Origin of the sequence: Azospirillum lipoferum 4B, assembly GCF_000283655.1 — a bacterium.
Classification (GTDB): Bacteria; Pseudomonadota; Alphaproteobacteria; order Azospirillales; family Azospirillaceae; genus Azospirillum; species Azospirillum lipoferum_C.
This window is the reverse complement of record NC_016624.1, coordinates 344810-368454: the sequence shown is the minus strand read 5'-3', so window position 1 is coordinate 368454 and position 23645 is coordinate 344810. Positions and strand designations below refer to the sequence as shown.

Below are 23645 nucleotides of genomic sequence, written 5' to 3'. Positions count from 1 at the left end.
ACGCTCACATCAGGCGGGTCGGCTTGGTCTCAAGAGGCTCCCCGGCGATGAAGCGCAGCGTGCGTTCCCGTGCTTCATTGTCGGTGAACTGTTCGGGCGGCGACTTCATGAAATAGCTGGAGGGGCCGACCAGCGGGCCGGCGATGCCGCGGTCGAGCGCCAGCTTGGCGCAGCGCACCGCGTCGATGACGATGCCGGCCGAGTTGGGGCTGTCCCAGACCTCCAGCTTCAACTCCACAGACAGCGGCACGCCGCCGAAGGTGGTGCCTTCCAGCCGGATATGCGCCCATTTGCGGTCGGTCAGCCACGGCACATGGTCGCTGGGGCCGACATGCACGTCGTCCGGATCGAGCGGCACGTCGAGCTGGCTGGTGACCGCCTGGGTCTTGGAGATCTTCTTCGATTCCAGACGCTCGCGCTCCAGCATGTTCTTGAAGTCGGTGTTGCCGCCGAAATTCAGCTGATAGGTGCGGTCCAGCCGCACGCCGCGCTCGCGGAACAGGTTGGCCAGCATGCGGTGGACGATGGTGGCGCCGACCTGGCTCTTGATGTCGTCGCCGATGATCGGCAGGCCGCGCTCGGCGAAGCGCCGCGCCCAGACCGGGTTGGAGGCGATGAAGACCGGGATGCAGTTGACGAAGGCGCAGCCGGCCTCCAGCGCCTGTTCGGCGTAGAATTCCGTGGCCTGCTGCGACCCGACCGGCAGGTAGGAGACCAGGATGTCGGTGCCGGTGCGGCGCAGGGTTTCCGCCACATTCACCGGCCGCTGCTCCGATTCGGGGATGTCGCCGGCCAGATATTTGCCGATGCCGTCCAGCGTCGGACCCCGCTCCACCGGCACGCCGAAGCGCGGGGGCTTGGCAAAGCGGAAAGTATTATTGGGAGGTGCGAAAATAGCCTCTCCGACATCGAACCCGACTTTCGATGCTGCAACATCGAAGGCCGCAGAGATCTCGATGTCTCCAACGTGATACCCGCCAAGATCGACAGTCATAAGCCCCGGGGGCGGCTCATTGGCTTTGGCATCGGCGTAATAGCATATCCCTTGCACAAAAGACGATGCACAATTTCCGACGCCTGCGATTGCTACCCGGAGCTTTTTACCAGTCACGGAGCTCTCCCATCCTTAAATGCACGTCGCTCCACGGAGCATGGTTATTTGTAGACATGAAAAGGAATCATCGGAAGATCGGTCGTTGGTGGCACGCCTTTTGGACAAGGTGCGCAATTTTTAACGGCGGTGTTAACGTCGACAGTGCGGCCGTCGTGACTCCGCCAAGGAGTTGCGAGTCGGTCCCGAAATAAAACCGCACAGGGTGCCCTGGGCAACTTGCGGAGATCGGCGGGGGGCTCGCGGTGTCGATGTCCGCAGGCCCTGGCCCTCTGTTTCCGCACGTCAACGTCAAGAATCGTATCGAAATCCTCGGAGGGACTTGTGGGAGAGACCGTTCTCGTCACTGGCGGCGCCGGCTTCATCGGCCGCCATGTCGCCAAGGCTCTGCTTGCCCGCGGCGACCGCGTCCGGGTGCTCGACAGTCTGATCGAACAGGTGCACCCCAAGCGGCAGCGTCCCGACGAACTGGACGCCGACGTGGAACTGCTGGTCGGCGATGTGCGTGACGACGACATGGTCGCCCGTGCGCTGGAAGGCGTCGATTCGGTGATCCACCTCGCGGCCGAAGTCGGCGTCGGGCAGAGCATGTATGCGGTCGACCGCTACACCTCGGTGAACGACTACGGCACCGCCGTGCTGTTCCAGCGCCTGATCGACAAGCCGGTGCGCCGCGTCGTCGTCGCCTCGTCCATGAGCATTTATGGCGAAGGGCTGTACCGCACCGCCGACGGCACGCTGATGGAGGACCTCGTCCGCGGCGCCCGCAACCCCGACGGCAGCTGGGACCCGCTCGACCGGCAGGGCCGGCCGCTGGTGCCGGTGCGCACGCCGGAAAGCAAGCGCCCGGCGCTGAAATCGGTCTACGCCATCGGCAAATATGTGCAGGAGCGGCTGACCCTGACGCTGACCGCGCAGTACGGGATGGAGGGCTCGGCCCTTCGCCTGTGGAACGCCTATGGGCCGGGGCAGGCGCTGTCGAACCCCTACACCGGCGTGCTGGCGATCTTCGCCTCGCGCATCGCCAACGGCCAGCGCCCGATGATCTTCGAAGATGGGCAGCAGCGCCGCGACTTCGTCCATGTCCGCGACGTCGCCCGTGCCTTCCTGCTGGCGCTGGACAATCCGGCTGCCAACGGCGAGGTGTTCAACATCGGCTCCGGCGAGGAGCGGACGGTGGAGGAGGTGGCGCTGATGCAGGCCGCTTCGATGGGCCGCGCCGACCTGTCGCCGGACATCACCGGCAAGGCGCGGGCCGGCGACATCCGCCACAACATCCCCGATCTGACCAAGGCGCGCACCGTGCTGGGCTATGACCGGAAGGAGAATTTCTCCGAAGGTCTGGCCGAACTGGCGGAATGGGTCGCCCGGCAGGAGGCGCAGGACCGCGTCGCCGACGCCCGCCGCGAGCTGGAAGAGCGGGGTCTGGTGGCATGAGCGGCAGCAAGACTCCGGTCCTGATCACCGGCGGCGCCGGCTTCATCGGATCGAACCTTGCCGACCGCTTGGCGTCGGACGGGCATGACGTGCTGATCTATGACGCGCTGCGCCGTCCGGGGGTGGAGCGGAACCTGCGCTGGCTGCAGGCCCGCCACCCGTCGCGCATCAGCGCCGTCACCGCCGACCTGCGCGACGAACAGGCGCTGGCCGATGCCGCCAAGGACGCCAAGGCGGTGTTCCATCTGGCCGCCCAGGTCGCGGTGACCACCAGCATGGTCGATCCCATCGACGATTTCGAAGTGAACATCCGCGGCACCCTGTCCCTGCTTGAAGCGGTGCGCCGCCAGGGCAGGCGGACGCCGGTGATCTTCGCCAGCACCAACAAAGTCTATGGCGACCTCGCCGACGTGGCCCTGGAGCTGGTGGACGACGCCTATGCGCCGGTCGACCCGGCGATCCGCGCGCATGGCGTGGCGGAGGTGCGGCCGCTCGACTTCCACACCCCCTATGGCTGCTCCAAGGGCGCGGCGGACCAGTATGTGCTGGATTACGCCCGCAGTTTCGACCTGCCGACGGCGGTGCTGCGGATGAGCTGCATCTATGGCCCGCGCCAGATGGGGACCGAGGATCAGGGCTGGGTCGCCCATTTCCTGATCCGCGCGCTGAACGGCGAGCCGATCACCATCTACGGCGACGGCCGGCAGGTGCGCGACGTGCTGTTCGCCGCCGATGCGGTGCAGGCCTATGTCTCCGCCTGGGAACGGATCGAGCAGGTGAAGGGCCATGCCTTCAATCTCGGCGGCGGGGCGGCGAACGCCATCAGCCTGCGCCAGCTGATCGCCCATATCGAATATCTGATGGGGCGCAAGGTGGAGGTCGGCTTCGGCGACTGGCGGGCCGGCGACCAGCGCTATTACGTGTCGGACACCCGCGCGGCGCGGCAGGCTTTGGGCTTGGCCGAGCCGACCGACTGGAAGCGCGGCGTGGCGCTGCTGGCCGAATGGCTGCGGGCCGAGAAGAGCGGCGTTCCGGAAGCCGCCCCTTCGGTGGAGGCCGCCTGATGAGGGTTGCGCTGGTCAACCCGGCCTGGAGCTTCGACCACAGCATCTATTTCGGATGCCGCGAAGCGCATCTGCCGCTGGAGCTGGGGTATAGCAAGGCGCTGCTGGAGCGGGCCGGTCACGAGGTGCTGCTGCTGGACGGCGCGCTGGACGGCCTGTCGAACGCGGAGATGGCGGAGCGGGTCGCCGCCTTTACGCCCGGCATGACCGTGCTGACCACGGCGCCGACCTACCTGTTCTGGCGCTGCGCCCAGCCGGAACTGCGCGTGCCGCGCGAGTTCCTGACAGCGCTGGGCGGGCGCGGCGGGCGAACCGTCGCGGTCGGCCCGCACGGTTCCACCACCCCGGCGCCGACCTTGGGCAAGCTCGGCGTCGATCTGGTGGTGCGCGGGGAGTGTGAGGAGATCGTCGCCAAGCTGGCGGAAGCTGCGGCGCTGGAAGAAATTCCGTCGCTGGCCTTCCATCGCGACGGCGATCTGGTGGTGACCGGCGGACCGCATGCCACGCGCTTCACCGACTTGCCGGCGCTGTCCTGGCCTGTTGAGTGGCTGCAGCGCCACCCGCACCACCACCACCGTTACGGTACCGAACCGGTCGGGCCGGGGGCGGAGGTGGAGGCGTCGCGCGGCTGTCCCTACAACTGCAGCTTCTGCGCCAAGATCGATTTCCGCGACCAGTACCGGCGGCGCGACACAGCCATCATCCTGGAGGAGATCGACGGGCTGATCGCGGCCGGTGTGCGCTACGTCTATTTCATCGACGAGATCTTCCTGCCCCGGCGCGACCTGCTGGAAGCGCTGGTCGAGCGGCCCATCGAGTTCGGCGTGCAGACGCGCATCGATCTGTGGAAGCCGGAAATGCTCGACCTGCTGGGGGCTGCCGGCTGCGTGTCGATCGAGGCCGGGGTGGAAAGCCTGACCGAGGAAGGCCGCGCCTCGCTCGACAAGAAATGCCGGATGAGCACCGACGATCTGGCCGACCGGCTGATCCATGCCCGGCGCAGCGTGCCCTTCGTCCAGGCCAATCTGATCGCCGTGGCCGGCGACGATGCCGACATGGTGAAGGCCTGGCGGGAGAAGCTGCTGGCCGCCGGGGTGTGGGCCAACGACCCGGTGCCGCTCTACCCCTATCCGGCCTCGCCCGATTACCGTCGCCTGTGGGGCGAGCCGGACGACCGGGCGTGGGAGCGGGCGCACGAGCATTACCTTGGCCAGTTCGAACGCCTGAGCGACATCCAGGAGGACGAGCCCTTGCCGCTGACGGAGCTGGAGGCGGCATGCTCCTGCCGCTGACAAGTGCCCAAAGAAAACTGCCGCCTGCGGAACCCCCCTATGTGCTGATGACGGCCGACAGTGTCGGCGGGGTGTGGACCTATGCGCTGGATCTGGCGCGCGAACTGGCGGGGCAGGGGACACGGGTGACGCTGGCGGTGCTGGGACCGTCGCCCCACCCCGATCAGGTCGCCGCCGCCGCCGCGGTGGACGGGCTGGAGCTGATCGACACCGGTCTGCCGCTCGACTGGACCGCCCCCAATGAGGCCGCGGTGCGCCGCACGGCGGAGGCGCTGGGCGATCTGGCAGCAAGGCTCGGTCCCGATGTCGTGCATCTGAACAGCCCGGCCTTGGCCGCCGACGCCGGCTTCACCATGCCGGTCGTCGGCGTCTGCCATTCCTGCATGGCGAGCTGGTGGGCAGCGGTGCGCGGCGGCGGGATGCCGGAGGATTTCCGCTGGCGGACGGAGCTGCTGCGCCGGGGCTATCGGGCCTGCGACGTGCTGGTGGCGCCCAGCGCCGCCTTCGCCGATGCGACCGCGGCACTCTACGGCGTGGCGCCGCCGGTGGTGGTCCGCAACGGGCGCTATACCCGCAAGGCCGGTCCCCGCCGCGCAGCGATGGGGCGGGAACGCTTCGTCTTCACCGCCGGGCGGCTGTGGGATTCGGGCAAGAACGTCGAACTGCTGGACGCGGCGGCCAAGTTGCTGGACGTGCCGGTGTTCGCCGCCGGGCCGCTGGAAAGCCCGACCGGGCACCGCGTCGGGCTGACCCATGCCCGGGCGCTGGGGCGGCTGGACGGTGCGTCGGTCGCCGGATGGATGGCGCGGGCGCCGGTCTTCGCCTCGCTGCCGCTGTATGAACCCTTCGGGCTGACGGTGCTGGAAGCGGCACAGGCCGGCTGCGCGCTGGTGCTGTCGGACATCGCCAGCTTCCGCGAATTATGGGACGGCGCCGCCATCTTCGCCGATCCGGGCGATGCCGCGGCACTGGCCGCGACCCTGCGCCGGCTGCTCGACGACCCGCTGGAGGCGCGCCGGCTCGGCACCGCCGCCCGCCGCCGCTCCGCCCGCTATGACATGGACCGTCTCACCGCCGGGATGCTCGACGTCTATCGGTCGGTGACGCACCCGGTGCGTTCGGAGGTGATTGCGTGAGGATCGTCTATTTCACCCATTCGCTGGCCTCCTGCTGGAACCACGGCAACGCCCATTTCCTGCGCGGGGTGCTGCGCGACCTGATCGCCCGCGGCCATGACGTGCAGGTGCTGGAGCCGGAAGGCGCCTGGAGCCTGCAGAACCTGCTGGCCGACCATGGCGAGTCCGGGCTGGACGCCTATCGCAGCGCCTATCCGGAGCTGTCGTCGCAGGGCATGCCGAAGGGCTTCGATGTGGAGGCGGCTTGCGACGGCGCCGATCTGGTGATCGTCCATGAATGGAACGACCCGGCGCTGGTCGCCGCCGTAGGCGAAGCGCGCAAGCGCGGCGGCCGCTTCACCCTGCTGTTCCACGACACCCACCACCGCGCGGTCAGCGACCCCGAGGCGATCAACGCCTTCGACCTGTCCGGCTATGACGGCGTGCTGGCCTTCGGCGAGACGCTGGCCGCGGTCTACCGCCGCTGGGGTTGGGAAGGCCGCGTCTTCGTCTGGCACGAGGCCGCCGACATCCGGCTGTTCCATCCGCCCGCCGAAGAAGGGCAACGTGAAGGTGCGGTGTGGATCGGCAATTGGGGTGACGGCGAGCGGACGGAGGAGTTGGAGCGCTTCCTCTTCGCGCCGGCAAAGGCCGCCGGGCTGCCGCTGGAAATCTACGGCGTGCGCTATCCGGCGGATGCCCTGGCGACGCTGAAGCGTTACGGCATCGCCTACAGGGGTTGGCTGCCGAACGCGCGGGCGCCGGAGATCTTCGCCCGCCACCGCGTCACCGTCCATGTGCCGCGCCGCTTCTACGTCGAAATGCTGCCGGGCATCCCGACCATCCGCGTGTTCGAGGCGCTGGCCTGCAGCATCCCGCTGGTCAGTGCGCCGTGGAGCGATGCGGAAGGGCTGTTCCGCCCCGGCCGCGACTTCCTGTTCGCCCGCGACGGCGAGGAGATGGCCCACCATCTGCGCGCCGTCGACCGCGACGAGGGGCTGCGCGCCGAACTGGTCCGCAACGGGCTGGAGACGATCCGCGCCCGCCACACCTGCGCCCATCGCGTCGACGAGTTGCTGTCCATCGTCGGCAGCCTGCGCGGCAATGAAAAAGAACCGGTCCTTGAGGAGTCCGCCCGATGAAGATGGCCTTTTACGGGTCCAGCCTGCTGTCCTCCTACTGGAACGGCGCTGCCACCTATTACCGCGGCATGCTGAGCGAACTGGCCACGCATGGCTGGGACATCACCTTCTACGAGCCGGACGCCTTCGACCGCCAGAAGCACCGCGACATCGAGCCGCCGGACTACGCCAAGGTCGTCGTCTATGACGCGACGCCGGAAGCCTGCCGTGCGGTGATCGCCGAAGCGGTCAAGGCCGACGTGGTGGTGAAGGCCAATGGCGTCGGCGTCTTCGACGACGAATTGCTGGACGGCGTGATGGATGCCTCCGACCCGCAGGCCCTGCGCATCTATTGGGACGTCGACGCCCCGGCGACCCTGGCGGAGCTGCGGCAGGCGCCCGACCATGTGCTGCGCCGACGCCTGCCGGAGCTGGACTTCGTGCTGACCTATGGCGGCGGTCCGCCGGTGGTGTCGGCCTATGAGGCGATGGGGGCGCCGGTCTGCCGGCCGGTCTACAACGCGCTGGATCCGTCCACCCACCATCCGGTGCCGCCGCAGGACCGCTTCCGCGCCGACCTGAACTTCCTCGGCAACCGGTTGCCCGACCGCGAGGCGCGGGTGGAGCGCTTCTTCCTGGAGCCGGCGGCGCGCAATCCGGATGCCCGCTACATCATCGGCGGCAGCGGCTGGGAGACCAAGGGCCTGCCGGCCAACGTCACCCACATCGGCCATGTCGGCACCGCCGATCACAACGCCTTCAACAGCTCGGCCAAGGCGGTGCTGAACATCGCCCGCGACAGCATGGCGGAGGTCGGCTTCTCCCCCGCCACCCGCGTGTTCGAGGCGGCCGGCGCCGGCGCCTGCCTGATCACCGATGCCTGGGAGGGGGTGGAACTGTTCCTGGCCCCGGACGAGGAGGTGCTGGTCGCCCGCGACGGGCAGGACGTGACCGAGCATCTGCGCGCGCTGACGCCTGAACGCTCCCGCGCCATCGGCGAGGCGGCGCGCCGCCGCATCCTGGCCGGCCACACCTATGCCCGCCGTGCGGTCGAGGTGGACCAGCTGTTGCGCGGCGCGCTGGCCGCCCGCCGGGAACGGAGTGCGGCATGAAGCTGGTCGTCCTTGGGCTCAGCCTGTCCTCCTCCTGGGGCAACGGGCATGCCACCACCTTCCGCGCGCTGCTGAAGTCCTTCGCCGCGCGCGGGCACGAGATCCTGTTCCTGGAGCGGGACGTTCCCTGGTACGCGAACAACCGCGACCTGCCGAATCCGGGTTGGTGCGAACTCGCCTTCTACAGCGACCTTGAGGATCTGAAGCGTTTCACCGCCGCGGTGGCCGGGGCGGATGCGGTGCTGGTCGGATCCTATGTGCCGGAGGGTGTCGCGGTCGGGCGTTGGGCGCAGGAGACCGCGCGGGGTGTCGTCGCCTTCTACGACATCGACACGCCGGTGACCCTGGCGAAGCTGGAACGCGGCGATTACGAGTATCTCGCGCCGGAGGTCATCCCCGGCTTCGATGTGTATTTCTCCTTCACCGGCGGGCCGACGCTCGACCGGCTGATGGAACGGTACGGCTCACCAGCGGCAAGGGCGCTCTATTGCTCGGTGGATGCGGAGGCCTATGCGCCGCTGCCGGTGCCCAAGCGCTGGGATCTCAGCTATCTCGGCACCTACAGCATCGACCGCCAGCCGACGCTGGACCGCCTGTTGCTGGAGCCGGCGAGGCGGGCGCCGGAGCTGCGCTTCGTCGTCGCCGGGCCGCAATATCCCGACGACATCGTCTGGCCGGCGAATGTGGAACGGCTGCACCATGTGCCCCCGGCCGACCATCCCGCCTTCTACGCGGCGAGCCGCTTCACCCTGAACGTGACGCGCGAGGACATGATCCGCGCCGGCTACAGCCCCAGCGTCCGCTTGTTCGAAGCGGCGGCCTGCGCCACGCCGATCGTCTCCGACATTTGGGACGGCATCGACACATTGCTGGAGCCGGGGCGGGAGATCATCCTGGCTTCGAGCGCCGACGAGGTGCTGGACGTGCTGCGCCGCCCGGCCGCGGAGGGCGAGATCGGCGAACAGGCGCGCCGGCGGATCCTGGCGGCGCACACGGCGGCGCACCGGGCGGAGACGCTGGAGACGGAGCTGGTGGCGGCGATGGAGCGGGGAAGCGCTGTTGCCACTTCAGTGCTCTCGCCCCCTCCCTAACCCTCCCCCGCTATCGCGGGAGAGGGAACTCCGCTGCTGTTTCGATACCCTCACTCTGACAAGCGTCCTACCCCCTCTCCCGCGAAGCGGGGGAGGGATGGGGTGGGGGCAACCGCACCCCCCTCAAGGCACCCGCTTCTTCTCCAGCTTGCGGGCCAGCGTGCGGCGATGCATGCCCAGCCGCCTTGCCGTCTCCGAAATGTTGAAGTTGGTCTCCACCAGCGTTTCGTGGATGCGTTCCCACTCCAAATTCTTGATCGAGGTGGTGCGGGCGGCGGGGGCGATTGAGGTGTCGCCTTCGGTGCGGTCGAACGCCGCCTCGATGTCGTCGGTGTTGGAGGGCTTGGCGAGATAATGGCAGGCGCCGAGCTTGATCGCCTCCACCGCGGTGGCGATGCTGGCGAAGCCGGTCAACACGACGATGCGGGTGTCCTCGTCCGCCTCGTGCAGTTCCTTCACGCATTCCAGCCCCGACCCGGTGGCGAGCTTCAGGTCGACCACGGCATAGTCGGGCTGCATCGTCTGCAGGATCTCGCGCATCTCCTCCAGCCCGGCGCAGGCATGCACCTCGTAGCCGCGGCGCTCGAAGGACCGGCGCAGCGCCTTCGCGAAGGACTCGTCGTCCTCGACGATCAGCAGGGTGCGGGGACCGCCGTCCAGCTCGGGCGTCTCCCGCTCAGTCATCTCCATCGGAGCCTCCCGGCGACAGGGCGGCCAGCGGCAGGGTCAGCGTGACGGTTGCGCCGCCGCCGGCCCGGTTCTTGGCCGAGACGGTGCCGCCCAGCTTGCGCAGCACATTGACCACCAGAAACAGGCCGAGCCCGCTGCCCGGCCGCTTCTTGGTGGAGCGGTAGGGCTTGCCCAGTTCCTCCAGGATGGCAGGGTCGAATCCGGGACCGGAATCGTTGACCGCCACCACCAGATTGTCGCCCTGCCGCAGGGCCGCGACGCCGATCCAGCCGGGCGAGGCCTCCAGCGCATTGTCCAGCACGTTGAACAGCACCTGCTTCAGGGCAAGGTCGGCGATCATCCGCTCCTGCGGGCCGACGGTGTTGTCGTACTCGAAGCGGGCCGGCGAGCGGCTGGACAGCCAGTCCTGCACCAGATCGTCGAGGAAGCCCTTCACCGTGGTGCGCACCGTGCCCTCGCCGCGCGCCTCGCCCGACGACAGCAGGATGCCGGACACGATGGCCTTGCAGCGGTCGATCTGGTTCTGCATCTCCGCCACCTCCTCCGACAGATCGGGATCGGACATCAGCAACGGCATGCGGCGCCAGTCGTTGAGGATCACCGACAGGGTGGCGAGCGGCGTGCCCAGCTCATGCGCCGCGCCCGACGCCAGCAGGCCCATGCGGACAATGTGCGCCTCTTCCATGGAGCGCTGGCGCAATTCCGCCAGATAGGCGTCGCGGGCGCGCAGGTTGCGGTTGATCTGGGTGAGGAAGGGGACCAGCAGGCTCGCCGCCAGTACGAAGCAGATGAACATTCCCTGGATGTGCAGGCTGAACAGCTCGCCCTCATGGGCATGGGGCAGGGGAAGCGGCTGGTGGGTGCCGATCAGCCAGGTGAAGCCGGCGGTCGCCACCAGCACCAGCGCCCAGGCCGACCAGGCCTCCAGCAGCACGGCACCCAGCGCCACCTGCAGAAGATAGAGCGATATGAAGGGGTTGGATGCACCGCCGCTGAGATAGAGCTGCAGGGTCAGCGCCCAGACGTCGATCAGCAACTCAAGGAACAGCTGGGTGTTGGAAACGCTGGCGCTGCGGCGGATCTGGATCAGGCTGGCGATGTTCAGCGCGATCAGGACGAAGATCACCGCCGCCATCGGCAGCAGCGGCAGCCGGATTCCCATCTGCAGATGCACGATCAGGATCGTCACGATCTGCCCGACGACGGCGAGCCAACGCAGCTGGACGAGCAGGAACAGGTTCTTGCGGTCGGTGGTGTCGCGCACGAAAGACGTCCTGTTCCTCACCCGGTTCATCAGCCCACCGACTTATATAGAGAGTTACCGGCGGGAGGGGAGTTTTAGCAGGCCCGTTTTCCGTTGCGCCCCTTGTTCTAGGTTCGTCTGCGCCGCAACTCGCTGCGGATCACGAACAGGACGGCGGCGATCAGCATCAGGTCCAGCGCGAACCAGGTCAGCGCATAGCCGAGATGGCTGTTGGGGAAGCTGACCACCGTCAGCCCGCCGACCGGCCAGCCGCCGGGATTGCGGGTGGAATCGGCATCGATGAAATAGGGGGCGGCCTGCTCAAGCCCCTTGGCGGCGGCGATGGCGGCGACGTCGCGGGAATACCAGCGGTCGGCGGCCGGATCGTTGCTGCGCAGGAAACCGCCCTTCGGCTCGGTGACGCGCAGAAGGCCGGCGGCGGTCACGGTTCCCTGCGGCTGCCCCTCGGCACGGGTCGCGGGATCGCGCTTTTCAGGCGGCACGAAACCGCGGTTGACCAGGACGCTGAAGCCGCGGTCGGTGACCAGCGGCGTCAGCACCCAGAACCCGCCGCCGAGGTCGGAAACCGCCTGCACCAGGGTTTCGCGGTCGTGCAGGAAATGGCCGGTGGCGGCGACCCGCCGGTATTCGGCCGATGCAGCCGAAACGGACGGCCAGGACTCCGGCCCCGGTGCGGGGACGGGGGAGGCGTGGATTCGCGCCTCCACCCGCTCGATCAGGTCGAGCTTCCAGGCCCGCCGTTCGAGCTGCCAGACGCCGAGCGCGGTCAGGCCGGCGATGCCGGCCAGCGCCAGAAGGCCGAAGAGGGCCAGCGCCCAGACCGGGCGGGCCCCCTTGGCCGTGCCGCCCGCGTGGGGCGCGGACGGCTGTCCGGTCACGGCAGCTTGCTCATGTCGGGGGTGGTCATGCCGGGCATCATGTTGTGGTTCATGTGGTACATCACCCACAGCGAACCGGCGAACATGATGACCACGACGATGATCGTGAAGATCATCGCCAGCATCGACCAGCCGCCCTCGACGCGGCCGTTCATGTGCAGGAAATACACCATGTGGACGAGGATCTGGACCACGGCGAGCGCCAGGATGACGGCCGTGGTGGTCTCCTTGTCCAACGTGCCGTTCATGACCAGCCAGAACGGAATGACCGTCAGGATCACCGACAGGACGAAACCGATCATGTAGCTGCCGAAGGTGCCGTGGGCGCCTTCCGGATGGCCGTGGCCATGATCGTCGTGGCCGTGACCGTGGCCCTGATGGGCGTGGTGGTCGCCGTGCGCGTGGGTGCTCATCGCAGCACTCCCATCAGATAGACGTAGGTGAAGACACCGATCCAGATCACGTCCAGGAAGTGCCAGAACATGCTGAGGCACATCAGGCGCCGGCGGTTGGCCGGGATCAGGCCGCGGCGGGCGACCTGCACCATCAGCGTCACCAGCCAGATGCAGCCGAAGGTGACGTGCAGGCCGTGGGTGCCGACCAGCGTGAAGAAGGCCGACAGGAAGGCGCTGCGGCCGGGGCCGGCCCCCTCGTGGATCAGATGCGCGAACTCGTACAGCTCGATGCCGAGGAAGGCGAGGCCGAACAGCAGGGTCACGACCAGCCAGCCCTGGGTCTGGGCGGTGCGGCCCTTCTCCATCGCCAGCATGGCGAAGCCGTAGGTGATGGAGGAGAACAGCAGCATCGCCGTGTTCAGCGCCACCAGATTCAGGTCGAACAGCTCCTTCGGCGTCGGGCCGGCGGCGTAGCTGGTGCCCAGCACGCCATAGGTCGCGAACAGCACCGCGAAGATGAGGCAGTCGCTCATCAGGTAGATCCAGAAGCCGAGCGCGGTGCTGGCGGCTTCGTGGGCGTGCTCGTCCCTTACATAGAAGACGGGCGGGGTGGCGTCGCGCGGGGCGTCGTGCCCCGCGTGGCCGCCATGCATGGCTTCAACGGTCGTCGTCATGCTTTACACCTGTCCCGCGAGCAGACGGGTCCGCTCGTTCTCGGTCCGAACGACCTCCTCCACCGGAATGTGGAAGTCGCGGTTGTAGTTGAAGGTATGGCTGATGGCGACAACCAGCAGGCCGATGAAGCTCAGCGCCGCCAGCCACCAGATGTGCCAGACCAGGGCGAAGCCGAGCGCCGTGCTGATGCCGGCCAGGATTACGCCGGTGCCGGTGTTGGCGGGCATGTGGATCGGGCGGTAGCCGTCCAGCGGACGGGCATAGCCGCGCTTCTTCATGTCCCACCACGCGTCATTGTCGTGGATCACCGGCGTGAAGGCGAAGTTGTAGCCCGGCGGCGGCGAGGAGGTCGCCCATTCCAGGGTGCGGCCGTCCCACGGGTCGCCGGTGACGTCGACCAGCTGGCGGCGCTTCAGGACGCTGACGGCGATCTGGACCAGGAAGGCACCGATGCCCATGGCGATCAGGACGGCGCCGACCGCGGCGATCTGGAACCAGATCTGCAGAGACGGGTCCTCGAACACGCGCAGGCGGCGGGTGACGCCCATCAGGCCCAGGACATAGAGCGGCATGAAGGCGGCGTAGAAGCCGATCACCCAGCACCAGAAGGACACCTTGCCCCAGAACGGATCCAGGCGGAAGCCGAAGGCCTTGGGCCACCAGTAGTAGATGCCGGCGAACAGGCCGAACAGCACGCCGCCGATGATGACGTTGTGGAAGTGGGCGATCAGGAACAGGCTGTTGTGCAGCACGAAGTCGGCCGGCGGAACCGCCAGCAGCACGCCGGTCATGCCACCGATCACGAAGGTCAGCATGAAGGCGATCGTCCACATCATCGGCAGCTCGAACCGGATGCGGCCGCGGTACATGGTGAACAGCCAGTTGAAGATCTTCGCACCCGTCGGGATCGAGATGATCATCGTCGTGATGCCGAAGAACGAGTTCACGCTGGCGCCCGAACCCATGGTGAAGAAGTGGTGCAGCCACACCAGGTAGGACAGGATGGTGATGACGACGGTCGCGTAGACCATCGAGGTGTAGCCGAACAGCTTCTTGCCGCAGAAGGTGGAGGTCACTTCCGAGAAGATGCCGAAGCAGGGCAGGATCAGGATGTAGACTTCCGGGTGGCCCCAGATCCAGATCAGGTTCACGTACATCATGGGGTTGCCGCCCATGTCGCTCGTGAAGAAATGGGTGCCGACATAGCGGTCCAGCGACAGCAGGACAAGCACGGCGGTCAGGACCGGGAAGGAGGCGACGATCAGGACGTTGGTGCAGAGCGAGGTCCAGGTGAATACCGGCATCTTCATCATGGTCATGCCGGGCGCGCGCATCTTCACGATCGTGCAGATCAGGTTGATGCCCGACAGCGTCGTTCCGACGCCCGCCACCTGCAAGGCCCAGATGTAATAGTCGACGCCGACGTCGGGACTGGCCTCGATCCCCGACAGCGGCGGATAGGCCAGCCAGCCGGTGCGCGCGAACTCGCCCACGAACAGCGAGATCATGATCAGCACGGCGCCGCCGACGGTCATCCAGAAGCTGAAATTGTTCAGGAACGGGAAGGACACGTCGCGCGCGCCGATCTGCAGCGGCACGACATAGTTCATCAGCCCCGTCACCAGCGGCATGGCGACGAAGAAGATCATGATCACACCGTGGGCGGTGAAGACCTGATCGTAGTGGTGGGCGTTGAGGTAGCCCTCGCTGCCGTTGAAGGCGATGGCCTGCTGGGCGCGCATCATGATGGCGTCGGCGAAGCCGCGCAGCAGCATGATCAGGCCCAGGATCATGTACATGATGCCGATGCGCTTGTGGTCGACGGTGGTGAACCACTCCCGCCACAGGTAGCCCCACAGCTTGAAATAGCTGAGGGCCGCGACCAGCGCGATGCCGCCGAGCATGACCGCGAAGAAGGTCGCGACCACGATCGGCTCGTGATAGGGGAAGGAGTTCAGGCTGAGGCGCCCGAACAGGAAGGTCGTCAGTGTCTCAAGCATGCCGGTGTGCCCAATCAGGGATTGGCCAGCCGCTGCGGCCCGGCCTGGGAGGCGGACGCGCTGATCGGCGTGACGGTGGGGCGCTGCACGGCGCCCGAGTTTGCGGCGGCTTCGACCGCCTCGGCGACGGTGCACAGGCCGGTCGGCTGCGTATCCGGGAAGCCGGCCAGCGTGTTGGCCCGCAGGATTCCGTTGGCCGCGGCCATGCCGCCGGCGTTCAGCCCGCCCGCACGGTCGATGGCGGCCATGTCGCTCATGCACATGGTGCCGGGGCGCACGCACAGGTTCACGACGGCGTTGAACAGCTTCGGATCGACGGTGCCGAAATGCTGGACCGGAACCGCCTCGCTCGGCTTCTCAAGCGCGATGTAGGCGTTGCGGTCGAGCGGGGTGGCGGTCGACTTCACCTTCGACACCCAGCCTTCGAAATCCTGGTCCGACAGGCCGAGGAAGGCGAAGCGCATGTGCGAGAAGCCGGCGCCGCTGTAGTTGGACGAGAAGCCCTTGTAGGTCCCCGGCTCGTTGATCACGGCGTGGAGCTTCGTCTCCATGCCCGGCATGGCATAGATCATGCCCGCCAGCGCCGGAACGTAGAAGGAGTTCATCACCGTGGAGGCGGTGAGGCTGAAGCGGATCGGACGGTCGACCGGCGCCGCCATCTCGTTCACGGACGCGATGCCGTATTCGGGATAGACGAACAGCCATTTCCAGTCGAGCGCCACCACCTGCACGTCCAGCGGCTTCACGCCGGCCGGCAGTGGCTTGTCGGCCGCGATGCGGTCGAGCGGACGGTAGGGGTCGAGCTTGTGGGTGGTGACCCAGGTGATGGCCCCCAGGCAGATGATGATCAGCAGCGGGGCTGCCCAGATCACCAGTTCAAGCTGCGTCGAATGGTCCCAGTCCGGTTCGTAGCGGGCTGTGTTATTCGACTGACGGTAACGCCAGGCGAACAGCACGGTAAGCGCCATGACCGGGACAATGATCAGCAGCATCAGCAGGGTGGAGATGACCACGAGGTCTCCCTGCTGGCTGGCAACGTCGCCGGCCGGGTTCAGCACGACCAGGTTGCAGCCACTCAACGCCGCCATCACTGGCAGCAGGGCGATTGCGCGATAACGGCTCAAGGCAGGACCTGTATCAAAGGTTTGCTTTGGGGAGACAGCTAGCGTCCATGCCCCAGCGGCGACATTGGACAATTTGTCCAATGCCCCGACTCCTGCGCGCTTGACAGATCACCGAATGTTGCGGTGACATATTGTATGATCTACGGATCATCGCAAGCGAAATAACGCAGCCGGGGCCGACATGACGACTTCATCGATTGCGGCGGTCGAACGGGATGCGAGGCTGGTGAACGCGCGGCATCACGGGGTGAATCCCGGAGAAATTGCCATCGGCGTGATCATCGGCCGAACCTCCGAGTTCTTCGACTTCTTCGTTTACGCTATTGCTTCCGTGATCGTCTTTCCGAAGCTGGTGTTTCCCTATGTCGATCCGCTGACGGGCACCCTTTGGTCTTTCGCCATCTTCGCGCTGGCCTTCGTTGCGCGGCCGATCGGCACCTTCATCTTCATGGCCATCGATGACAGCTACGGGCGCAGCGCCAAGCTGACCATCGCCCTGTTCCTGCTGGGCGGGTCGACGGTGGCGCTGGCCTTCCTGCCGGGATATGAGGCGATCGGCATCGCATCCGCCTGGTTGCTGGCGCTGTCCCGCGTCGGGCAGGGCGTGGCGCTGGGCGGCACCTGGGATGGGCTGGCCTCGCTGCTGGCGATGAATGCGCCGGCGAACAAGCGTGGCTGGTATGCGATGATCCCGCAGCTGGGCGCGCCCATCGGCCTGATCGTGGCGAGCGGTCTGTTTGCCTACATGGTCAACAGCCTGTCGGCGGAGGATTTCTTCGCCTGGGGCTGGCGCTATCCCTTCTTCGTCGCCTTCGCCATCAATGTGGTGGCGCTGTTCGCCCGGCTGCGTCTGGTCCAGACGCCGGAGTTCGAGCGGCTGTTCACGAACCGCGAACTGCAGCCCGCCCCGGTGATCGAGACGCTGCAGATGGAGGGCAAGCGCGTGGTGATCGGCGCCTTCGCGCCGCTGGCCAGCTTCGCCCTGTTCCACATGGTCACCGTCTTCCCGCTGTCCTGGATCTTCCTGAACGCACAGCATGAGACCGGGGCGTTCCTGGTGATCGAGGTGATCGCCGCCGCCTTCGGCATCGCCGCCATCGTCGCGTCCGGCTTTATCGCCGACCGGGTCGGGCGGCGGACCCTGCTGGGCAGTTGCGCCGCCGCCATCGCGGTGTTCAGCGGCTTCGCCCCGCTGCTGCTCGACGGCGGGCAGACCGGCGAGGCGGTGTTCATGGTGGTGGGCTTCGTCATCCTCGGCCTGTCCTTCGGCCAGTCGTCGGGCTCGGTGGCGTCGGGCTTCAGCCAGCAATACCGCTACACCGGTTCGGCCATGACCTCCGATCTGGCGTGGCTGTTCGGGGCGGGCTTCGCGCCCTTCGTCGCGCTCTACCTGTCCAGCCAGTTCGGGCTGGTCGCTTCCGGCCTCTACCTGCTGTCGGGTGCGGTCTGCACGCTGGTGGCTCTGCGGATCAACAAGACCCTGTCTTCATGACGTTCCTATCCAACGGGCGGGTTCAGGTCTGCCCGTTGGCCCCCACTCCGGATTCCATGGACGCCAGCCGCTCGCCGGCGGCGCCCGAAGCCGGCCGCGCCAGATCCAGCCGTTCGCGTGGCAGCGATCCCGGATACTGCTCCGTCAGGAAACGGATCATCTCCTCGCGCACGAGGCAGCGCAGGTCCCAGGCCGTGCCGGCATCGGGGGCGCTGACCAGGGCGCGAAGCTCCATCGTGTGTTCCTTCAGGTCGGTGACCTGCAGGTTCCACACCCGCTTGTCCCACAGGCTGGTGCTGTCCAGCACCTTGCGCAGCTGGTCGCGCAGCGCCGGGATCGGCACCGAGTAATCGACATACAGCATCACCGAGCCCAGGATGTTCGGCGCGTCGCGGGTCCAGTTCTGGAAGGGCTTTTCCAGGAAATACCCCAGCGGAACGATCAGCCTCCGGTCATCCCAGATGCGGACGACGACATAGGTCGAGGTGATCTCGTCGACATTGCCCCACTCGCCCTCGACCACCACCGAGTCGCCGATCCGGATCGGCTGGGTCAGCGCGATCTGGATGCCGGCGATCAGGTTGGCGATGGTCGGCCGGGCGGCGATGCCCAGCACGATGCCGGCGACGCCGGCCGAGGCGAACAGGCTGATGCCGATGGTCCGCACCAGCGGCACGGTCATCAGCATGAAGCCGGCGGTGATGCCCAGGACGGTCAGCAGGGCCAGCCGCCGGAACACCGTCAGCTTGGTCCGCCGCCGCCGCCATTCGAATCCGCGCTCGTTGGGGCCGCTGCGGTCCAGATAGGCGTCGAACACCGCCCCGACCTTGCCGGCGACGGCCCAGCCCAGCGCGCCGATGAAACCGATGCCGACGGCGCGGGCCAGCATCTCCATCGCGGTGGCGGGCAGCGGCAGTGCCGGCACCGAGGCGAGAAGGGCCGCGAAGACGAGGGCGAAGCGGGTGGCGGTCCTGCCGGCGCGGACGACCCGGCTCAGCACCGGCGCGTTGGTCGGGCGGAACAGCCGTTGCAGCACCCGCCATGCCACCTCGTGAAGGGCAATCGCGATGGCCACGGCGACGACCGGCGCCAGGAAGGCGGCGACCGTGGAGGAGATCGGAAATTCCATCGGTTCCTGTGGATCCGGTTCCTGGTGATCTATGGGAAAAAAGGCGGAAAGAGGGGCGGGGCGCCTCCGCCGTCACCGGTTCAAGATCATGCCCACCGGAAAACGGTTCGGGGCTCCGCCCCATCCGACTCCGCCCCATCCGCCAGCGCGTTGACGGTCAGCCGCCCTGCCGGCCAGGAGTGGACGAGGCCGGCGGCGCGCAGCTCCGGCAGGGCGCTGCCCACCTGCTCCGCCGACAGGCCGGTGGCCTCGACCAGGGCGGGACAGGTCCGCGGACCGGAGCCCAGCGCCGACAGGACCGCGGCGGTCGGCGTGCCGGGGGTGCGGAGCGCACCGGGCGGGCGGGGCGGGGGGCTGCCGCGGGCGGCGGCAACGGTCAGCGCCAGCGCCCGCAACTGCCCCAGCCGGTGCATCGCCTCGCCGTCCAGACCTTCCTCCAGCGCCAACGCCGTGTGGCAGCGCACGACCAGCCGGGCGAGCGTGGCAAGGTCCTCGGTCCGGTTCGCGACCATGGCGGCGACGGCTTCCTGCGCCAGCGTCTCCAGTTCGGCGTCCGCCACGGCCCAGTCCCGTCGCCCGACAGCGTGCAGCAGCGCGTCGGTCAGCGACCGCAGCGCCGGTTCCAATGCGCTCATGCGCCGCTCTCCTTCGCTTCGGGGTCGGGCAGGGCGGGCCAGCGGCCGGGCGTCCAGTTGGCGCAGACATAGCCGGGGGACGGGTCGGCCAGCGGCAGGGTCAGGCAGGCGATGCGGGGCGCGCCGGCCTGGCTGGCCCGCGGCTGGAACAGCAGGGCGACGCCGCAGTCCTCGATGAGCTTGTCCTCTTCGCCGTTGGCACGGCAGTAGCGGTTGAAGCGGTGCGACAGCGCCATGCTGTTGGCGACGATCACCCGGCAATAACCGGCGCGCGACGAAGCCCCGCCTTCCTTCGCCTGCCAGCGCTCGGTGGTGAGGCCGCTGTCCATCACCGGGGTGACCAGCCAGTCCACCATCATGCCGGAGGCGATCCAGGCGCTGGGCTCCGAGCGCCCCAGATCCTCGCAGATGGCGACGGCGAGCCGGCCGAGGTCGGGCAGCTCGAACAGGGTGAAGCAGTCGCCGGTCTCGATGTCCTCGCGCGCGCAGTCCAGCAGCCGGCCGTTGCGGTCGCGCAGGTCGTAGGAGCGGCACTGGTTGCTGTCCAGGTCCCAGCAATGCAGCTTGGTCTGGCTGCCGATCACCGTGCCGCAGCGGTCGAGCAGCAGCGCCCGGTTGTGCGGCCGTCCTCCCGTCTCCGCCTCCTCCTTCACGCCGACCAGGGCGTAGCGGATCGGGCCGTCCACCGCCTGGGCACGCAAAGCCTGCCGGATCGCGTCCAGCGTGCCGGCCCCGACGGAGACCTCCGGGAACAGCACGAAGGTGGCGCCCTGCTCCGCCAGTCCGGCGATGGCATCGGCGGCGCGGCGGCTGACGTCGCGCGGGGTGGGGTCGTACCAGTCCTCGCCGTCGCGGCGGAACTGGTGGATGGAAAGGTCGTCCTCCGCCTCCGCCAGCGGAACGACGCCGATGACCGGGGTCCAGGCGGGGTCGGCCGGGTCCTGGTCGGACACCCCGGCGATGCGGCGATATCGGACGGCGATGCGGCGGTCCGGGTCGCCGTCGCGCTCGGCCTCTATCGTCAGGCCGGGCGGCACAGCCAGCAGGGCGGCGAACAGGTCGACCGGGTCGAAAGCGTCGGGATCGGCGCCCGGCGGTGCCGTCTCCCGGATGTTCATGGCGCGCGCCAGCAGGCCGGGACGCAGGATCAGCTGTCCGTCGGCCGGGTCGGCGTTGAAGCGGCCGTCGCGGTTCAGGCGGCGGCGCGCCTCCAGCCGTTCGGCGGGGAGCGGGTCGTCGGCCATGCGGAAATCGAAACGGGAGGCCAGGGGCGCGAACCACCCGTCGATGGCCTGCGCCGCGGCGAGAACCCGGTCGAGGTCCGGTCCGTCCCCGACCCACCTCTCCAGGGCCGCGGCGCCCTCCCGCAAATGTGCCGCCGCTTCCCCGGCCAGCCGGCCGGCCCGCGCGTGGTCCGCCTCCAGCCCCAGGGCCAGGACGCGGACCTCGTCGCGCCGTTCCTCCAGCAAGCGCCACAGCGCCATGAACAGGTCGGCCGGGTGCATCTGGGTCAGGAGGCCGCCGTCTGGCCTTGGGCCATCTGGAACTGCAGGATCTTCGGCGTCCGCATGTCCTCGCCGATGGGGGCGTCGCTGGCCGCGCCCCGCATGGCGGAAACCGGGCGGGGGAAGCCGCTGCGGTCGCTGTAGTCCGGCACCGGCAGGCTGCGGTAATAGGCCTCCTCCTGGTGCAGTTTCTGGGCGCAGACCACGTCCAGCGCCGTCGCCGCCACCACCGCGCCGAAGGCGATGCGGGCGTTGCCGGCACGGGGATTGTCCTGCATGCCGGCGGCCAGCGTCGCCATGTCGACGGCGTCGCCGGCGATGCGGCTCCAGATCCAGGGCTTGGGGTCGCCGAGAGCCAGCAGGCCGACCCCGGCGGTGATCTCCCGCACGCCATAGGCGCGGATCAGGTTGGTCCTGTCCTCCATCCCCATCCAGCGGGCGATGGTCCGGCCGGCCATCAGTTCGGCGACGCCGAGGCCGATGCTGAACCAGCCCAGCCCGCGGGCGAGGGTGTCTCCGGTGGAGGAGCGGTTGTAATAGGCCATGACGTCACCTCAGGGCTTGAGGACCACCTTGATGCAGCCGTCCCGCTTGTCGCGGAAGGTCTTGTACATCTCGGGTCCCTGGTCGAGCGGAACGGTGTGGGTGATGACGAAGGACGGGTCGATCTGTCCGTCCTGGATGCGGTTCAGCAGGTCGTCGGTCCAGCGGTTGACATGGGTCTGGCCCATGCGCCAGGTCAGGCCCTTGTTCATCGACATGCCGAAGGGCAGCTTGTCGATCAGCCCGCCATAGACGCCGGGGATCGACAGGACGCCGGCAGGGCGGCAGACATAGATCATCTCGCGCAGCACATGGGCGCGGTCCGATTCCAGCATCAACGCCTGCTTGGCGCGGTCCATCATGCTGTCGAGCGTGGCGGTGGCGTGCGCTTCCATGCCGACGGCGTCGATGCATTTCTCCGGACCCTTGCCGCCGGTCAGCTCGTTCAGCCGCTCGACGACGCTTTCCTCTTCGAAATCGATGGTGATGGCGCCGCCGGCCTTGGCCATCGCCAGCCGTTCCGGCACGCGGTCGATGGCGATGACCTGTTTGGCGCCCAGCAGGATGGCGCTGCGGATCGTCATCTGCCCGACCGGGCCGCAGCCCCAGATCGCCACCGTGTCGTCCGGCTGGATGTCGCACTGGGCGGCGGCCTGCCAGCCGGTGGGGAAGATGTCGCCCAGGAACAGAACCTGCTCGTCGGTCAGCCCGTCGGGGACCTTGATGTGGGTGCGGTCGGCCATCGGCACCCGCACAAATTCGGCCTGTCCGCCGGCATAGCCGCCGGTAAGGTGGGTGTAGCCGAACAGGCCGGCGGTGGTGTGGCCGAAGACCTTGTCGGCCAGCGCCTTGTTGCGGTTGGAGCGCTCGCAGACCGAATAGTTGCCGCGCCGGCACTGGTCGCACTCGCCGCACCAGATGGTGAAGGGGACCACCACCCGCTCGCCGATTTTCAGCGCGCTCTTGGCGTCGGCCCCGACCTCCACCACCTCGCCCATGAACTCATGGCCGACGATGTCGCCCTTTTCCATGCCCGGCATGAAATGGTCATGCAGGTGAAGGTCGGATCCGCAGATGGCGCAGGTCGTCACCTTGACGATGGCGTCGCGCGGATTCTCGATCTCCGGATCCGGGACCGTGTCGCAGCGGATGTCGTTGGCGCCGTGCCAGACCAGTGCTCTCATCGATGTCTCCCCGAAATTGGCCGTTCATCAAGTCGGTTCAGCAACAGGACCGGCGGCCGGAGCGTTCCGGTCCCCGGCCGGTTCCTTGCCGTAAGGCGATGGTCAGAGGATCAGTGCCTTCTCGCGGGCGACGCCGCCGGACATGATGGCGGTCTGGCCGTCGTCCAGGCTGTTGCGCAGGGCGGGGAAGTCGATCTCCTCCTCCTGCCGGATATGGCCGTCGACGATGCGCTTCAGGTCGAGCGCCACGGCGAGCCAGTGCGGATCGTCCTTCGGCGTCTGTTCCAGCGTGAAGAGATGCATCTTCATCTCGGCATGCTCGCCGTAGAGATGCTTGGCGTCCTCCTCCTTCCGCGCCTGGTCGTGCAGCATGGGATAGACGACGTCCTCTTCCGCCATGGCGTGGGCGGCCAGCCGGCGCTTCAGGCGCAGCAGAAGCTGGGTGCGGCGGCCAGGCGCGTCGATGGGCGTCTGCACCATCTCCACCAGAAGGGCCTGGAGGTGGCGGTGGTCGTCGATCAGCGCGGCGAAACCGTCGCGGCCGGCGGATGCGCGGGCCGAGCCGGCGAGCTGCGCCACCACCGGCGGCAGCAGCCGGCTCGCCACCAGCGCCAGCGCCGCACCGCCGGCCATCATCGCCAGCCCGCGGGTCGACAGCCAGCCCGTGCCGCCTTCATGTGAATAGCCTGCTTCCGGATGGCGTGGCGTGTGGCGTGGCATGTCGAGACTCCTTGCTGCCGGTTGGGTCGTCTGGCCCACCAACAGGCGCGGAAGCCCCGGCGTTCCGG

General features: G+C 67.9%; 22 protein-coding genes. 8 read left to right on the top strand and 14 right to left on the bottom strand.

Annotated features, from left to right (window positions below; all coding sequences use genetic code 11):
• Positions 1 to 4 precede the first annotated feature (4 nt).
• A complete protein-coding gene (locus tag AZOLI_RS28685) occupies positions 5 to 1111 on the bottom strand; it encodes an inositol-3-phosphate synthase (RefSeq protein WP_044553557.1) in 1107 nt (368 codons plus the stop codon).
• 324 nt (positions 1112 to 1435) lie between these two features.
• Here AZOLI_RS28685 and AZOLI_RS28680 point away from each other — a divergent pair, with 324 nt between their 5' ends.
• Genes AZOLI_RS28680 through AZOLI_RS28650 form a run of 7 tightly spaced genes read left to right on the top strand, consistent with a single transcriptional unit; the run spans position 1436 to position 9343 of the window.
• Positions 1436 to 2548 carry an NAD-dependent epimerase/dehydratase family protein gene (locus AZOLI_RS28680; RefSeq protein ID WP_014250163.1) on the top strand — a complete coding sequence of 371 codons (1113 nt, stop codon included), beginning with the start codon at positions 1436 to 1438 and terminating at the stop codon, positions 2546 to 2548.
• Positions 2545 to 3612 carry an SDR family NAD(P)-dependent oxidoreductase gene (locus AZOLI_RS28675; RefSeq protein WP_014250162.1) on the top strand — a complete coding sequence of 356 codons (1068 nt, stop codon included), beginning with the start codon at positions 2545 to 2547 and terminating at the stop codon, positions 3610 to 3612. The genes AZOLI_RS28680 and AZOLI_RS28675 overlap by 4 nt, the downstream gene beginning before the upstream one ends.
• Positions 3612 to 4904, top strand: a complete 1293-nt coding sequence (locus AZOLI_RS28670) for a TIGR04295 family B12-binding domain-containing radical SAM protein (RefSeq protein ID WP_014250161.1) — start codon at positions 3612 to 3614, stop codon at positions 4902 to 4904. The genes AZOLI_RS28675 and AZOLI_RS28670 overlap by 1 nt, the downstream gene beginning before the upstream one ends.
• Complete coding sequence (locus AZOLI_RS28665; RefSeq protein WP_014250160.1) at positions 4889 to 6040, top strand: glycosyltransferase family 4 protein; 1152 nt, start codon at positions 4889 to 4891, stop codon at positions 6038 to 6040. Before AZOLI_RS28670 ends, AZOLI_RS28665 begins: the two co-directional genes overlap by 16 nt.
• On the top strand, positions 6037 to 7161 hold the full coding sequence (locus tag AZOLI_RS28660) for a CgeB family protein (protein ID WP_014250159.1): 1125 nt from the start codon (positions 6037 to 6039) through the stop codon (positions 7159 to 7161). The genes AZOLI_RS28665 and AZOLI_RS28660 overlap by 4 nt, the downstream gene beginning before the upstream one ends.
• A complete protein-coding gene (locus AZOLI_RS28655; RefSeq protein WP_014250158.1) occupies positions 7158 to 8252 on the top strand; it encodes a CgeB family protein in 1095 nt (364 codons plus the stop codon). Before AZOLI_RS28660 ends, AZOLI_RS28655 begins: the two co-directional genes overlap by 4 nt.
• Complete coding sequence (locus tag AZOLI_RS28650; RefSeq protein WP_014250157.1) at positions 8249 to 9343, top strand: CgeB family protein; 1095 nt, start codon at positions 8249 to 8251, stop codon at positions 9341 to 9343. The genes AZOLI_RS28655 and AZOLI_RS28650 overlap by 4 nt, the downstream gene beginning before the upstream one ends.
• A 123-nt stretch (positions 9344 to 9466) precedes the next feature.
• Here the strand turns inward: AZOLI_RS28650 and AZOLI_RS28645 are convergent, their stop codons facing one another.
• The 7 genes from AZOLI_RS28645 to cyoA all read right to left on the bottom strand — a co-directional run bounded on the left by AZOLI_RS28645 (position 9467) and on the right by cyoA (position 16369).
• Positions 9467 to 10027 carry a response regulator transcription factor gene (locus AZOLI_RS28645; RefSeq protein WP_014250156.1) on the bottom strand — a complete coding sequence of 187 codons (561 nt, stop codon included), beginning with the start codon at positions 10025 to 10027 and terminating at the stop codon, positions 9467 to 9469.
• A complete protein-coding gene (locus tag AZOLI_RS28640; protein WP_044553552.1) occupies positions 10020 to 11327 on the bottom strand; it encodes an ATP-binding protein in 1308 nt (435 codons plus the stop codon). The genes AZOLI_RS28645 and AZOLI_RS28640 overlap by 8 nt, the downstream gene beginning before the upstream one ends.
• Before the next feature lie 77 nt (positions 11328 to 11404).
• A complete protein-coding gene (locus tag AZOLI_RS28635) occupies positions 11405 to 12175 on the bottom strand; it encodes an SURF1 family protein (RefSeq protein ID WP_014250154.1) in 771 nt (256 codons plus the stop codon).
• Positions 12172 to 12588: a cytochrome o ubiquinol oxidase subunit IV gene (gene cyoD / locus AZOLI_RS28630; RefSeq protein ID WP_014250153.1), complete on the bottom strand. Its 417-nt coding sequence runs from the start codon at positions 12586 to 12588 to the stop codon at positions 12172 to 12174. The genes AZOLI_RS28635 and cyoD overlap by 4 nt, the downstream gene beginning before the upstream one ends.
• Positions 12585 to 13223 carry a cytochrome o ubiquinol oxidase subunit III gene (cyoC, locus tag AZOLI_RS28625; protein ID WP_044553647.1) on the bottom strand — a complete coding sequence of 213 codons (639 nt, stop codon included), beginning with the start codon at positions 13221 to 13223 and terminating at the stop codon, positions 12585 to 12587. The genes cyoD and cyoC overlap by 4 nt, the downstream gene beginning before the upstream one ends.
• A 24-nt stretch (positions 13224 to 13247) precedes the next feature.
• Entirely contained in the window at positions 13248 to 15245 is a 1998-nt protein-coding gene (gene cyoB, locus AZOLI_RS28620; RefSeq protein ID WP_014250151.1) for a cytochrome o ubiquinol oxidase subunit I, read from the bottom strand.
• Between the two features lie 14 nt (positions 15246 to 15259).
• Positions 15260 to 16369 (bottom strand): ubiquinol oxidase subunit II, encoded by a 1110-nt coding sequence (cyoA, locus tag AZOLI_RS28615; protein WP_044553548.1) that lies wholly within the window; start codon positions 16367 to 16369, stop codon positions 15260 to 15262.
• A gap of 181 nt (positions 16370 to 16550) precedes the next feature.
• On the opposite strand from cyoA, the gene AZOLI_RS28610 reads away from it, so the two are divergent.
• Entirely contained in the window at positions 16551 to 17861 is a 1311-nt protein-coding gene (locus AZOLI_RS28610) for an MFS transporter (protein ID WP_014250149.1), read from the top strand.
• A gap of 22 nt (positions 17862 to 17883) precedes the next feature.
• Here the strand turns inward: AZOLI_RS28610 and AZOLI_RS28605 are convergent, their stop codons facing one another.
• From AZOLI_RS28605 to AZOLI_RS28580, 6 genes are all read right to left on the bottom strand, one after another.
• Positions 17884 to 18990, bottom strand: coding sequence for a mechanosensitive ion channel family protein (locus AZOLI_RS28605; RefSeq protein WP_014250148.1), 1107 nt, complete (start codon positions 18988 to 18990; stop codon positions 17884 to 17886).
• Between the two features lie 86 nt (positions 18991 to 19076).
• Positions 19077 to 19625: a hypothetical protein gene (locus tag AZOLI_RS28600; protein ID WP_014250147.1), complete on the bottom strand. Its 549-nt coding sequence runs from the start codon at positions 19623 to 19625 to the stop codon at positions 19077 to 19079.
• Positions 19622 to 21130 carry a nitrilase-related carbon-nitrogen hydrolase gene (locus tag AZOLI_RS28595; RefSeq protein WP_014250146.1) on the bottom strand — a complete coding sequence of 503 codons (1509 nt, stop codon included), beginning with the start codon at positions 21128 to 21130 and terminating at the stop codon, positions 19622 to 19624. Before AZOLI_RS28595 ends, AZOLI_RS28600 begins: the two co-directional genes overlap by 4 nt.
• Before the next feature lie 5 nt (positions 21131 to 21135).
• Positions 21136 to 21675 (bottom strand): hypothetical protein, encoded by a 540-nt coding sequence (locus AZOLI_RS28590; RefSeq protein ID WP_014250145.1) that lies wholly within the window; start codon positions 21673 to 21675, stop codon positions 21136 to 21138.
• A 9-nt stretch (positions 21676 to 21684) separates the two neighbouring features.
• Entirely contained in the window at positions 21685 to 22857 is a 1173-nt protein-coding gene (locus AZOLI_RS28585; RefSeq protein ID WP_014250144.1) for a zinc-dependent alcohol dehydrogenase, read from the bottom strand.
• A 102-nt stretch (positions 22858 to 22959) separates the two neighbouring features.
• Positions 22960 to 23577: a hemerythrin domain-containing protein gene (locus tag AZOLI_RS28580; protein ID WP_014250143.1), complete on the bottom strand. Its 618-nt coding sequence runs from the start codon at positions 23575 to 23577 to the stop codon at positions 22960 to 22962.
• Between the last annotated feature and the right edge of the window lie 68 nt (positions 23578 to 23645).